This is a genomic window from Brevibacterium sp. ZH18 (assembly GCF_022748595.1).
Taxonomy (GTDB): domain Bacteria; phylum Actinomycetota; class Actinomycetes; order Actinomycetales; family Brevibacteriaceae; genus Brevibacterium.
Genome location: NZ_JALDSX010000019.1, coordinates 1 through 13,846 on the forward strand (window position 1 = coordinate 1; position 13,846 = coordinate 13,846).

The following is a 13,846-nucleotide window of genomic DNA, read 5'->3' on the forward strand; positions in this document are numbered from 1 at the left end:
TGGTGATCCACGCACTGCCGGCGCCTCAGTCGTAGGGACAGCGCCTCAGTCGCTCAGCGGCCTGCGATGTCCTTGTAGTCACGTGAGTAGGCACCCGTGTAGATCTGGCGCGGGCGGCCGATCTTCGTCTCGGGATCCTGGATCATCTCGCGCCACTGGGCGATCCAGCCCGGCAGGCGTCCGACGGCGAAGAGGACCGTGAACATGTTCGTCGGGAATCCGAGGGCCTTGTAGATGAGGCCCGTGTAGAAGTCGACGTTCGGGTACAGCTTGCGCTCGACGAAGTAGTCGTCGGCCAGCGCAATCTCTTCGAGCTTCTGTGCGACCTCGAGCAGCGGGTCGCCGCCGGAGCGTGCAAGAACCTCGTCGGCGGTCTTCTTGATGATCTTCGCGCGCGGATCGTAGTTCTTGTACACGCGGTGGCCGAAGCCCATCAGGCGGACGCCGTCTTCCTTGTTCTTCACCCGCTCCATGAACTTCTCAGGACCGTCGTCCGAGGCCGAGATCTCCTCGAGCATCGTCAGGACTGCGGAGTTCGCGCCGCCGTGCAGCGGACCGGCCAGCGCATTGACGCCTGCGGAGATCGACTGGAACAGGTTGGCCTGCGAGGAGCCGACGAGGCGGACCGTCGAGGTCGAGCAGTTCTGCTCATGGTCGGCGTGGAGGATGAAGAGCTGGTCCATGGCCTTGACGGCCAGCGGGTCCGGCTCGTACTCCTCGGCCGGAACGCCGAAGTTCACGCGGAGGAAGTTCTCTACCAGGCTCAGGGAGTTGTCCGGGTGGATGACCGGCAGACCCATATTCTTGCGATGCGCAAGAGCGGCGATCGTCGGCATCTTCGCGAGCAGGCGGAACGTCGAGGTATCGACCTGGCCTTCGTCAAAGACATCGAGGTCATCTTGGTAGAAAGTCGACAAAGCGGCCACAGCGGCTGCCACCATAGGCATCGGGTGGGCGTCGTACGGGAAGGCACGGAAGAAGCGGCGCAGGTCCTCGTGGACGATGGTGTGTCCGCGCAGACGGGCGTCGAACGCGTCGTACTGTTCCTGCGTCGGCAGCTCACCGTGGATGAGGAGGTAGGAGACCTCAACGAAATTCGAGTGCTCAGCCAGCTGCTCGATCGGGTAACCGCGGTACTGCAGCACACCGGCGTCGCCGTCGATGTAGGTGATGGACGACGAGGTGGATGCGGTGTTGGCGAAGCCCGGGTCATACGTGACAGCCCCGGTCTCCTTCAGCAGAGAACCGATGCGATATCCGTTGTTGCCTGCCGACGATGACACCTCGGGCAGCGTCAGCTCCGTGTCCGCGATCCTCAGGTTCGCATCCGTTGGCATATGTTCTCCTCACCGTCGACCCACCTCAAGCACTTCCTGAGGTCTCTTGCACAGTTCCATCAAAGACTACCGACAACTGCGGCAATCAGAAAATCACTCTCTCCTCCTTGTACCCACAGGTAACCATGCTGATCTGGGCAGACTGGCCTTTTGTGATCCCTGAGCAGAGAGTGTGCGAATCCTTCAGCCCGCGGCGTCCTGAAGACGTCGGGCAGCTGCGGAGATGCGCTCGTCCGTGGCTGTCAGCGCCACACGCACGTGATTCGCAGCCGCATCGCCGTAGAATTCTCCAGGCCCGGCCACGATGCCGAGATCGGCGAGAGCGGACAGTGACTCCCAGCAGTCGACCCCTGCGCTGGCCCACAGATAGAGGCCGGCACTCGAGTGGTCGATGCGGAATCCGTTGCTTGTCAGACCGGACCGCAGCAGCTCGCGGCGCTTGCGGTACCGCTCCTTCTGCTCGAGGATATGTTCGGTGTTCCGCAGCCCCGCGGTCATCGCGGCCTGGATGGGGAACGGCACGATCATGCCCGCGTGTTTGCGTGAGCGGGTGAGGTCGGCGATGAGATCGGCATCACCGGCGACGAAGGCCGCACGGTATCCTGCGAGGTTCGACTGCTTCGACATCGAGTAGACGCTGAGCACGCCTGTGAGATCGGTTCCGACCGCGCTCAGCACGCTTGGCGCGGGCGAATCGGACTCCCAGTTGAGCAGGCCGTAGCATTCGTCGGAGGCGACGATGACGCCGGCGGCGCGGGCACGGCGGACCACCTCGCCGAGGGTGTCCGCGTCGAGGACTTCGCCCGTGGGATTGCCAGGGGTGTTGATCCACAGCAGACCGATGCCTTCGAGCGAAGCCCCGGCAGCGACCTCGGCCGCATCGAGGCGACGACAGGCGACGCCGGCGATGGTCGCACCCATCTCATAGGTCGGGTAGGCGGCGGAGGGGCAGGCGACGGCCAGGCCCAGCGCCCGCAGACCCAGAAGGGTGGGCAGCCACGCAACGAGTTCCTTCGAACCCACCGTCGGCAGAACCTCGGTGGCGGGGTCCAGGGTGACAGAATGCCAGGTCTCGTACCACCAGGCGATGGACTCGCGAAGTTCGATGGTGCCGGCCGTCGTCGGATAGCCGTGGGCGTCTCCGGCGGCGGCGAGGGCCTCGCGGATGAATGGCGGCGTGGGATCGACCGGCGTGCCGATCGAGAGATCGCAGACCCCGTCGGGATGGGCAGCGGCGCGGTTCCGGTACTCGGTGAGCCGGTCCCAGGGGTAGTCGGGCAGGTTGAGGCCGAATCGTTCAGTCATGAGTCAGTCGTGCTGCTGCAGGGGCAGGGCCGCGATGATGGGGTGGTCCTTGCCGGTGTTGCCGAGCTTCGCAGCACCACCCGGGGAGCCGAGGTCGTCGAAGAACTCGACGTTGGCCTTGTAGTACTCTTCCCACTCCTCAGGAGTGTCGTCCTCGTAGAAGATCGCCTCGACGGGGCACACCGGCTCGCACGCACCGCAATCGACGCATTCGTCGGGGTGGATGTAGAGGCTGCGCTCACCCTCATAGATGCAGTCGACCGGACATTCGTCGACGCAGGCCTTGTCCTTCAGATCGACACAGGGCTGGGCAATGATGTACGTCACGGTAATGACTCCTATAAAGACTCAACGAGCTTGCACGTATGTTCCTTAAGCCTACGCCTTCGCCCCCTGCGTGGGGAGCACCAGGGCGAGGTCCGCAACTGTGTCCTCACTCACGCCTCCGCCGCCCATCGCACCGCCTGGATTAAGGTGGGGCGAGAACAGCAATTGAGCGGAAGGCGAGAAGTGGACGATCTGCAGCCCGGCAAACGAGTCGTCGTGCGGTATTCGCTGGAACCAGGAGACACCCATTCCACGTCTGATGCCCTGGGCGTCGTCAGCGGTGCCGATGCGGAGTCGGTCGAGATCTCGACCAAACGCGGACCAATCGGCATTCGCCGCGACCAGATCCTCCTCATCCACGAGGTGCCGCCGGCTCCGACTAGGTCCGGGCGCACCCACGAGATCGTCTCGACGCTCGACCTGCGGCGGATCTCGGCGGCCGCGTGGCTGCCGCACGACATCTCTTGGCTGCATGTGGAGAATCTGCGCAACGAAGGCGCCGAGACCGAGGCGGACCTCGACCTCCTGCAGAAGGGTTGGCTGCTGCGCAGCTCAGACTCCGTGACCAGGCGCGCCAACAGCGCCCTGCCGGTGACCGACACCGGATTGGGGTGGGAGCAGAGCCTCGACGCGGTCGAGGCCTGGTACGACGCCCGGTCCGAGCCCAGTCAGATTCAGATCTTCTCCGCCGCTGATTCAGCGACTCTGGCTCCCGAATGCGCGGGCCTGGCGCCTCTGCTCTCGGCGCGAGGGTATTCCCCCTCCGAAGCCGTCTACCTGCTCACGGGTTCGACCGCCGAGGCGGCTGGCGGGGCCGCGCATCCCGGTGACGCAGCCGCCCCGGGGCTCTCAATCGACGTCAGCGAAGAGCCGACGCCCGAGCACTACAGCGCGTGGACCAGTCAGCGCGAACCCGGTTCCGTCGAGGCCTTCCGCGAGCTCATCGAGGCCGCCGATCCGTGCGAGTTCGTCACCGCGTATGCCGATCACCCGGACGGCAGTCGGTCGATGGTCGCTGGTGTCCGAGTCGTCGAACGCAACAAGTGGGGCGTCATCACCAATCTCATCACCCGTCCGGACCTGCGCCGACGCGGTGCTGGACGTTCGGTCGTGCGAGCGGCGGCGGCCCTTCTGGCTCAGCGAGGCGTCCGGTCCTACCTCGTCGATGTCGAAGCGAGCAACGAAGCCTCGCTGGGCCTCTTCGCCTCGTTGGGTGCCGCGGTCCGTCACCGCTCGTGGTACGCGGCACGGCGCTGAATCAGTCCTTGCACTCCACCTTGTTCACCGGCCGGTAGACCGTGACGAAGGAGTCCTTCTTCGTCGCGCCCGACTCGATGTTCTTCATCGTCCTCGAGATCTTGATGGACCAGCCCTCCTTCGGGGACTGAGGCGTGCACTTGGGTCCGGACTCGGTGACAGATCCCGGCGAGCTGACGTTGAAGCGGTCAGAGGAATCGGAGTCGACGTCGAGGGTCTTGACGCCGAACATCTTCGCGTGGACCTTCCCGCCGGAGAGGTACATGTCGAGGACCACAGGCGTCTTCGAGTTGTTCGTGAACTTCAGGTCGATCGACGACCAGTCGAGAGTGGACTCGCGGCCCTCCGGGTAGCGGGAGATGTACCGTGAGTGAGCGCGGTGCTCGTCGAGGTCGAAGCCGGCGAAGAAGGCCGCGTTGAACAGTGTGGTCGAGACCTGTGAGACTCCCCCGCCGAAGTCCTCCGACATCTGGCCCTCGGAGATGACCCCGGCCTTCTTGTACCCGTTGGCTGCGGTCCGCTGACCCAGTGCTTGGTTGAGCGAGAACTGCTCACCGGGCTGGACGACGGTGCCCGAGACCTTCTTCGTCGCGACCTTGAGGTTCGTGTCGCGGTTCGGCTCGGAATGGTAGCCGGTGGAGAATTCGGACACGACGTCCGAGACGTCGGCCTTCTTCGCATCCTTCGTCGTGAAGTCGGGCTTGACCGAGGCCAGTGTGACCTCTGGGGTCTTTCCCCCGCCTTCGATGGCGGAGGTGACGGCCTTCGTCAGTTCCTTCTGTTTGATGCCGATTCCCGACTTCGCGTCGACGACGCTCGGCTTCCCGTCCTTAATGGTGAAGCTCGCGTCCTTCGCGGGACGGCCGATCGTCTTGTTCGCGTCGAGGGTCCGCTTCTGCAGCTCCTCGGAATCGAAGACGGGTTCGAGCTTCGCATTCTTCTTCTCGAACGTCAGGGTCTTCGCGATGACGGCGGGGCTGATCGTCAGATCTCCCCCTTTGACCTCGGAATCCGCATCCTTGCCTGGCACGGCGCGGATGGTCAAGTCCTTGCTCACAGCGTCTTTCGCGAACCCGTCGGCGACCTTCTTCGCATCGTCGGTCGTGATGTCCGGCTCCGCCTCGGTGGCCTTGACAGTCAGCGGACCGGAGGTCCGCAGCCAGGAGCGGTCGATGGATTCGCGGACCTGCTCCGCAGCGACCGTCTGCCCGGTCACGCCGTCCTTGACGGCGGGCTTGGTCTTGTCATAGCTGAGTTCAGCATCGACGGGTTCGACCTCGAGGGACTTCGTCACCTTCGCGGTGGCGGAGTCGAACTTCTTCTCATCGACGGTGATGACCGGATCGAGTTCGTCATCGCCGACAAGCCGATCCCAGATCGTCACCGGATTGAGTGTGAAGCCGGTGGCCCGGGAGACGGTTTCGGAGGCGTCGAAGGAGATTCCGGCCGACTCGGGGTTGAGTTTCGCACTCGGATCTCCGGCTTTGAGCTCGATGTCGTCCTTCGCCTTCGGTTCCAATTCCGACCGCAGCGTCGCCTCGGCGTCCGTGCTGGATTTTCCGCCGATGTCGACGCCGGCGACCGTTGTACCGGGAGTCAGGATGCGTCCGCTGAGGAAGCCGATCACCAGATAGACGACGGCCAGGGCCAGGACGATGAGGAGGACGATCAGCCACGGCCTGCGCGTGGCGGGCCGATCTGAGTCAGTGGGAGTGGACATCATTCGCCCAATTCTAACGAGTCGACGCTGGCCTATCGAGTGGGCCTATCGAGTGGGCTCGGGGCGCTGGACTCTGATGAAGGCGAAGATCGCGGCGATGAGCATCGGTCCGATCAGCCAGGCCACGGACCGCAGAGTGCCGGTGACGATGATGTCCGCGCCGGGCAGCCACTGCGGTTGGCCGAGGATGTAGGACAGGATGGCGATGGTGAATGCGGCGACGAGCATCGGCGAGGAACTGCGGTACATCGTCTTGAGGTGCCACAGGCCGCAGGCTGCCAGGAGCAGGGCGAGAGCCAATCCCCAGGGAATGATGACCGGTGTGGCCCCGAGGTGGACGACTGCCGCGTTGAGGTGCTGCATCCCTCCGAGGAAACCGATCAGGAGGCCGAGCAGGACTGCGTGTGCGTAGGCCAGGGCGCCGGGCTTCTTCGGCTGCCGTCTGCTGCGCCGGGTGGATCCCAAGATAGCACCAGCGGAGTTCTGAGATTCGCACTCTGATAGGTCGAGGTCGGTGAGCACGTGCGGGGCCAGACCTGATCGCAGGGTCTCAGCTGCAAGGGGCGCACCGGCGCCGATGGAGAAGAATTCATGGTCGACGATCTTCATGCCGATGCCGTTGGACAGGGCGAAGAAACCACCGGAGACTGCCACCTGGGTCCGATGGGCCGCGAGTGCTGCCCGCTTCGCGCTGAGCACGGACGTGATGTCCTGCGCGACCACGATCTCGCCGACAGGGGGTTTCGTGGGGATCGACTGGGCCGGGGCGAATCCGGTCTCGGCGAATCCCGGCTGGTTGGGGTCGAAGGTCTCGCGCGCCACCTCGGCGGGGACGTCGACGAAGAGCAGCCGACCGGTCCGCCACGTGGCCCGATCGAGCGCAGCGACGGTGGCCTCGTGGACGCGGACATGATCCGGGTGGCCGTATCCGCCGTTCGCGGCATAGGTGATCACCGCGTGCGGGCGCACAGCGTCGATGACAGCGGCGATGTGGTCGGCCACCGTGGACAGCTCGGCTGCGCACAGGGCGTTGTCCGGCATGGTCGAGGCTGCGACGGCATGGCCGTCGGGGCCCCATTCCATCCCCGAATCCTCGAAGGTTCGGGTCGTTCCGCCCAGGAACAGGTGCTCGCGCACGCCCAGGGCGGCCATCGCCTCGGCGATCTCGGATTCCCGCACCCGGGCGAGCCCGGTGCGGTTGCCCTCGAGGTCTTTGAGGTCGGTGGGGATGACCTCGCCGCCTTCGCCCCTCGTCGCACTCAGGACCGTGACCTGTGCACCCTCCGCGGCCAGAGCGGCGATGGTGCCGCCTGTCGTGATCGTCTCATCGTCGGGATGAGCGTGCACGAAGAGGACGCGGGGAGTCACGGTCATGGAGTCCTGAGTGCTCGAGGTCATGCGTTGACGGTCAGAATCACGCGTTCTGCTTACGCAGCTTGGCGTAGGTCTTCGCGCGTTCCTTCGGGTCGAGTTCGAGCTTGCGGATGCGTACTGCACCCGGGGTGACCTCGACGCATTCGTCCTCGCGGGCGAATTCGAGGCTTTCCTCGAGTGTCAGCTTGCGTGGCGGCGTCAGGTGCTCGAAGGTGTCGGCTGCTGCCGAACGCATGTTCGTCAGCTTCTTCTCCTTCGTGATGTTGACGTCCATGTCATCGGCGCGAGAGTTCTCGCCGACGATCTGGCCCGTGTAGACCTCCGAGGTCGGCTGCACGAAGAAGGTGCCGCGTTCCTGCAGGTTGATCATCGCGAATGGAGTCACAGCACCGGGACGGTCGGCCACGAGCGATCCGTTGACGCGGAACTCGATGTTGCCGGCCCAAGGACCGTATCCGGCAGAGAACGAGTTCGCGATGCCGGTGCCGCGGGTCTCGGTCAGGAAGCGGGTGCGGAAGCCGATGAGACCACGTGCGGGGACGGTGAACTCCATCCGGACCCAACCGGTGCCGTGGTTCGTCATGGTCGACATGACGCCCTTGCGGGCGGCCATGAGCTGCGTGACGGCGCCGAGGTAGTCCTCCGGGACGTCGATCGTGAGCTCTTCGAAGGGCTCCTGGACCTTGCCGTCGACCTTCTTGGTCACAACCTGCGGCTTGCCGACGGTGAGCTCGAAGCCCTCACGACGCATCTGCTCGACGAGGATGGCCAGCGCGAGCTCGCCGCGTCCCTGAACTTCCCAAGCGTCGGGGCGCTCGGTGGGAAGAACCTTGAGCGAGACGTTGCCGACGAGTTCCGCATCGAGACGGTCCTTGACCATGCGAGCGGTCACCTTCGTGCCCTTTTCGCGACCTGCCAGCGGCGAGGTGTTGATGCCGATGGTCATCGAGATCGCAGGATCGTCGATGACGATCGCAGGCATCGGCTTCGGGTTGTTCAAGTCGGTGAGCGTGTCACCGATCATGATGTCGGGGATACCGGCGACGGCGACGATGTCACCGGCTGAGGCCTCGGTGGCAGGAACCCGGTCGAGGCCCTGCGTCTCGAGGAGCTCGGTGATCTTGACCGAGCTGATGTCGTCACCGCGGGCCCATGCGACCTGCTGGCCCTTGCGCAGGGTGCCGCCGAAGATGCGCAGCAGTGCCAGACGGCCGAGGAACGGCGAAGCGTCGAGGTTCGTGACGTGAGCCTGGAGGATGTCGTCATCGTTGATCTCAGGAGCCGGAATGGTCTCGAGGATCGTCTTGAACAGCGGCTCGAGGTCCGGGTTCGACGGTGCTTCACCGTCGGCGGGCTGCTCGAGCGATGCGGCTCCGACCTTTGCCGCGGCGAAGACCGTCGGCACGTCGAGCACGGAGTCGACATCGAGGTCAGGCACTTCGTCCGCGAGGTCGGAGGCCAGCCCCAGGAGCAGGTCCTGGGACTCTTCGACGACCCCGTCGATGCGGGCATCGGCGCGGTCGGTCTTGTTGATGAGCAGGATGACCGGCAGCTTCGCAGCCAGCGCCTTGCGCAGCACGAAGCGGGTCTGAGGCAGAGGGCCTTCCGACGCGTCGACGAGGAGAACGACGCCGTCGACCATGGACAGGCCGCGTTCGACCTCTCCGCCGAAGTCAGCGTGTCCCGGGGTGTCGATGACGTTGATGACGATGGGTTCGCCATTGGACGACGGTCCGTTGTAGAGGACCGAGGTGTTCTTCGCGAGAATGGTGATGCCCTTCTCGCGTTCGAGGTCTCCGGAGTCCATGACGCGTTCAGCAAAATCACCGTGTTCGCTGAACACACCGGTCTGCCGGAGCATGGCGTCGACCAGAGTGGTCTTGCCATGGTCGACGTGGGCGACGATTGCTACGTTGCGGCGGTTTTCCCGACGCGTGATGGCTTCAGTCATCAAAAACCTTATGAGATAGAGAGATTGGTCCGGTGCGGACCCAACAGACCATTATACGCACCGCCCGCACACGTTCGTGTACAGGCGGTGCGCATCAGGGTGTCTCAGGCGTTGGCCGTGGCCTCCAGGACCGCGTCCCTGGCCTCGCGGCGCTTGCGCTGCTCACGCGGATCCGGGACCGGAACTGCTGAGAGCAGACGCTTCGTATACGGGTGGACAGGGTTCGACACAACCTGCGAGCTCTTGCCGATCTCGACCAGGTAGCCATGACGCATCACGGCGATCCTGGAGGCGATCCGTTCGATGACCGCGAGGTCGTGGCTGATGAACAGGCACGCGAAACCGTACTCGTGCTGCAGGCCCTCGAACAGGTCGAGGACCTTCGCCTGGACCGACACGTCGAGTGCCGATGTCGGCTCGTCGGCGATGAGCAGCTTAGGCCGCAGCGTCAGGGCTCGGGCGATGCCGATCCTCTGCCGCTGTCCGCCCGAGAGCTCGTGCGGGTATCGGTTGCGCATCGAGGTCGGAAGTTCGACCGCGGTGAGCAGGTCTTCGACCCGTTTGCTCAGCTCCGGCCCCTTCATCTTCTCGTGCAGGTAGAGGGGCTCGCCGATGGACTCACCGACGGGCAGACGCGGATTGAGCGAGGAGCCGGGGTCCTGGAACACGATCCCGACCTCCTTGCGCAGCGGCCTCATTTGCTTATTGCTCAGGCCCTTGATGCTCTTGCCGTTGACGACCATGTCGCCTTCGACAGTGGGCAGCAGCCCGAGCGCGGCACGACCGATCGTCGTCTTACCCGAGCCGGACTCGCCGACCAGCCCCACGACCTCTCCGGGAGCCACCATGAGGTTGATGTGGTGGGCCGCCCGGAAGGCCTTCTTCCGACCGATCGAGGGGTACTCGATCGCCGCGTCCCTGAGCTGCAGTGCAGCGGGCTGCGAGAAATCGGCCTGAGATCCTGGGTGGTAGTAGGTCTCGGTCGAATCCATGGTGATGCCCGGAGCCTGCGGCAGGCTGGCTGGCTGTGCGGCTTCGACAGCCTCCCGTGCTCGCGAGTCCGCGGCTGCGTCGCCCTCATGCGCTTCGTGAACGGCCGCTGAGTCAGCGATGTCCGCGACATCGGCGCCGAAGGCCTCCCCCTCGATCGCTGTGCCCAGGTGCGGCACAGCCTCGAGCAGCTGCCTAGTGTAGGGATGCTGTGGGTTGTAGAAGATCTCGTCCGCGGTGCCCGCTTCGACGACGCGACCGGCCTTCATCACAATCATCCGATCCGCCATATCGGCGACCACACCCATGTCGTGGGTGATGAGGATGATGCCCGCATCGAGTTTGTGCTTGAGTTCGCGCATGAGCTTGAGGATCTCAGCCTGGACGGTGACGTCAAGCGCCGTGGTCGGCTCATCGGCGATGAGCAGTTTGGGCTGGCAGGCCAGAGCCTGAGCGATCATGATGCGCTGGCGCTGCCCGCCCGAGAGCTGGTGCGGGAACGAGTGGAAGCGCTCCTCCGGATCCGGGATCTCCACGAGGCGCATGAGCTCGAGTGCGCGTTCCTTGGCTTCGGTCGGACCGATGTCGAGGTGGACGCGCAGCGTCTCCACGATCTGGAATCCCGCGGTGTAGACCGGGTTCAGGGCGGTCATCGGCTCCTGGAAGATCACGGAGATCTCGTTGCCGCGGATGCGCTGCATCCGCTCCGACGCCATCCCGATGAGCTCGGTGCCCGCCATCTTGGCCGAACCGGTGGCACGGCCGTTGCTGGGCAGCAGACCGAGCAGAGACATACTCGACTGGGATTTGCCCGAACCGGACTCGCCGACGATCGCGAGCACTTCGCCCGCGTTGACCGTGTAATTGAGGTCTTCGGCGGCCATCCACCACTCGTCGTTGACCCAGAACTTCACGCCCAGGTCGGTGACCTCGAGGATCGGTGATTTGGCTGTGGTCGTCGTATCAGTCATCACTTCGCCTCTTTCTGCGTCATACGCTCGGCCTTCTTCATCTTCCTCCAGCTCGGGATGGTCTTCATCCGCGGGTCGAACGCGTCGCGCAGACCGTCGCCGATGAAGTTCACGCACAGAGCGATGATGATGATGAACAGACCGGGCCACCAGAACAGCCACGGACGCGTGGCGAAGGAGGTCTGGTACTCGCTGATGAGCTGGCCCAGGGAGATTCCCGGGGCCTGGATGCCGAACCCGAGGTAGCTCAGTGAGGCCTCGAGCACGATCGCCTGGCTCATCAGCAGCGTCGTGTTGACGATGATGACGCCCATGGCGTTGGGCAGCATGTGTTTGAACATGATGCGGAAGTCACCGGCACCGGCCACACGTGCCGAGTCGACGAATTCGCGTTCGCGCAGCGACATGAAGTCACCGCGGACCAGACGGGCGAGTCCGGTCCAGAGGATGCCGCCGAGGACAAGGCCGAGCATCGGCCCGTTGCTTCCGCCGACGAGCTTGCCGAGGATCGAACCGACGACGATGACAGGCAGGATGATGAATCCGTCGGTCACGCGCATCAGAGCCGAGTCCAACCAGCCGCGGTAGTAGCCGGCCAGAGCACCGACGAGTGTGCCGATGACGAGTGAGACGCCGCCGATGATGAGCATGACGATGATCGAGATCTGCGTGCCCTTCATCACTCGGGCGAAGTTGTCGCGGCCGATCTCGTCCTGCCCGAAGGGGTGCTCCCCCAGCGAGAAGAAGTTCGAGAATGACCACGTCGGGGAGCCCCCGGGGTTGGTCACCGGCCCAGAAGCCGTATGGCTGTAGATCCACCATCCGGGAATCGGTCCGACTCCCTGCGCTGAGAAGGCGAAGATCGCCACAAGGGCGAAGACGACGATCGAGATCATCGCGCCCTTGTGCCGCAGGAATTTGCGGAAGACGATGCGCCCCTGTGACAGGCCTTCGGTCTCTTTGGCTTCGATCGCATTGTCCCCGGTCTCATCGAGGGCGAGAAGCTTCTGATTGTCGTTGTTGGTACTCATGCGTTCACTCGGATTCTGGGGTCGAGGACTGCGTAGAGGAAGTCCGCGACGAGGTTGGCGATGATGGCGAGCAGTCCTGTGATGAGGATGTAGGCCATGATCGGATCGAGCTCGGACTGGCGCATCGAATCGATGAAGAGCTTGCCCATTCCGTTCCAGCCGAAGATCGTCTCCGTGATCACGGCACCGCCGATCATCGTGATGATGTCGACCGGGATGATCGAGGCCAGAGGCAGCAGCGCATTGCGCAGTGCGTGGCGCATGACGACCGTCCGCTCGTTGAGTCCCTTGGCCCGGGCCGTCCGGATGTAGTCCTGGCCCATGACCTCGAGCATCGAACCGCGCGTGTAGCGGGTGTACGAGGCGAAGGAGATGAGGATCAGGGCGATCGACGGCAGCAGGAGGTGGGTGAACGTGTCGAGGTTCGTGATCCAGAAGTCACCGTCGATGTTCGGAGCCGAGGCGCCGATCGTCGCGATCGGACGGTTGTTGATCGCAGGATCTTCGGAGTACTCGGTCCACCCCTGCAGCACCCTGTCCGCGAAGATGAGGACGGCGATGATCAGCCCGGTGAAGAACGTCGTGCGCACGGTGTCCCACGGATCGGGGCCGCGGAATGCGAATCCGACCCCGATCGCCACGAGGACCGTGACGATGAGGAGTCCGAGCATCCACAGCCAGCTCATGTCCTGGTAGTAGAAGAGGTACTGCAGCGGCATGTAGAGCAGCGCGCCGATGACAGCCATCGTGAGTGTGGCGTAGAGGACGCGTTTGTTCTTCAGCCCGGTCGACAGGAAGGTCATGACGACGGCGGCGCCTGCACCGATGACGATGACGCCGATGATGCCGATGCTCGGCTGCTGCATCCAACCGCTCGCGAGGATGTAGTAGATCGTCGCGAAGGTGATGACGCTGGCTGCGACGAAGGTGATGAGCCGGCGTTTTCCGCCGCCGCCCAGAGCGCCCATCCAGAACAGGCCCATCGCCAGGCAGACGATGATGATCGGCACCCAGCTGGTGACGGTCGGATCATTGATGAAGTTGTTGATGTCGATCGCGCCGTACTGCTTGAGCAGGACTGCCACCCAGAACACGGGCAGCGAGTACAGCAGGAACGAGACGAAGGTGATGAAGTAGTCGAAGCCCGAGTACTGGCGGATCGCCGAGACCATGCCGACGGCGATGCCGAGGACGATGGCGACGAGTGTCGACGCCGTGATGAGCTTGACCGTATTGGCAATGGCTCCCTGGAGCTGCGAGGTGACCTCTTGGCCTGACTTCCAGGCGATGCCGAAGTCGCATTGGCCGACGACACAGCCGCCGACGCCGGCGAGCCACTTGAAGTAGCGCACGATCGCAGGGGTGTCGAGGTCGAGGAGTCTGCGGCGGGATTCGTAGAGCGCCGCGATGTTCGGTGAGGTGCTCGAACGCAGGTCCCAGAAGAAGTCGAGGGCGACGTTGAGCAGCATGTAGAGGACGAAGGTCACGACGAGGAGCACGAGTGCTGTCGAGAGGAGTCGCCTGAGGATGAATCGTGTCATAGTGTGTCCGTTTCAAACTTCCGAAAACGCCGCTGTGGGGAC

The 13,846-nt window shown here is 64.1% G+C and carries 10 protein-coding genes; 1 reads left to right on the plus strand and 9 read right to left on the minus strand.

The genetic code is table 11. The annotated features are described in order from the left end of the window. Positions 1 to 53: 53 nt before the first annotated feature. The 3 genes from MPN20_RS08845 to fdxA form a co-directional block, all read right to left on the minus strand. Complete coding sequence (locus MPN20_RS08845) at positions 54 to 1,337, minus strand: citrate synthase (protein WP_242781266.1); 1,284 nt, start codon at positions 1,335 to 1,337, stop codon at positions 54 to 56. A gap of 183 nt (positions 1,338 to 1,520) precedes the next feature. Next, on the minus strand, positions 1,521 to 2,642 hold the full coding sequence (gene dapC, locus MPN20_RS08850) for a succinyldiaminopimelate transaminase (RefSeq protein ID WP_242781268.1): 1,122 nt from the start codon (positions 2,640 to 2,642) through the stop codon (positions 1,521 to 1,523). A 3-nt stretch (positions 2,643 to 2,645) separates the two neighbouring features. Further along, positions 2,646 to 2,969, minus strand: a complete 324-nt coding sequence (gene fdxA, locus MPN20_RS08855; protein ID WP_242781270.1) for a ferredoxin — start codon at positions 2,967 to 2,969, stop codon at positions 2,646 to 2,648. 183 nt (positions 2,970 to 3,152) lie between these two features. On the opposite strand from fdxA, the gene MPN20_RS08860 reads away from it, so the two are divergent. Next, positions 3,153 to 4,226: a GNAT family N-acetyltransferase gene (locus MPN20_RS08860; RefSeq protein WP_242781272.1), complete on the plus strand. Its 1,074-nt coding sequence runs from the start codon at positions 3,153 to 3,155 to the stop codon at positions 4,224 to 4,226. Position 4,227: 1 nt separating this feature from the next. Here the strand turns inward: MPN20_RS08860 and MPN20_RS08865 are convergent, their stop codons facing one another. From MPN20_RS08865 to MPN20_RS08890, 6 genes are all read right to left on the minus strand, one after another. Then, complete coding sequence (locus tag MPN20_RS08865; protein ID WP_242781274.1) at positions 4,228 to 5,949, minus strand: VanW family protein; 1,722 nt, start codon at positions 5,947 to 5,949, stop codon at positions 4,228 to 4,230. A 42-nt stretch (positions 5,950 to 5,991) separates the two neighbouring features. Further along, entirely contained in the window at positions 5,992 to 7,344 is a 1,353-nt protein-coding gene (locus MPN20_RS08870) for a PIG-L family deacetylase (RefSeq protein WP_242781276.1), read from the minus strand. A 16-nt stretch (positions 7,345 to 7,360) separates the two neighbouring features. After that, on the minus strand, positions 7,361 to 9,271 hold the full coding sequence (typA, locus tag MPN20_RS08875; RefSeq protein WP_242781278.1) for a translational GTPase TypA: 1,911 nt from the start codon (positions 9,269 to 9,271) through the stop codon (positions 7,361 to 7,363). 104 nt (positions 9,272 to 9,375) lie between these two features. Next, positions 9,376 to 11,232, minus strand: a complete 1,857-nt coding sequence (locus MPN20_RS08880) for an ABC transporter ATP-binding protein (protein ID WP_242781280.1) — start codon at positions 11,230 to 11,232, stop codon at positions 9,376 to 9,378. Continuing rightward, entirely contained in the window at positions 11,232 to 12,263 is a 1,032-nt protein-coding gene (locus MPN20_RS08885) for an ABC transporter permease (RefSeq protein WP_242781282.1), read from the minus strand. The genes MPN20_RS08880 and MPN20_RS08885 overlap by 1 nt, the downstream gene beginning before the upstream one ends. After that, positions 12,260 to 13,804 (minus strand): ABC transporter permease, encoded by a 1,545-nt coding sequence (locus MPN20_RS08890; RefSeq protein WP_242781284.1) that lies wholly within the window; start codon positions 13,802 to 13,804, stop codon positions 12,260 to 12,262. Before MPN20_RS08890 ends, MPN20_RS08885 begins: the two co-directional genes overlap by 4 nt. Positions 13,805 to 13,846 lie beyond the last annotated feature (42 nt).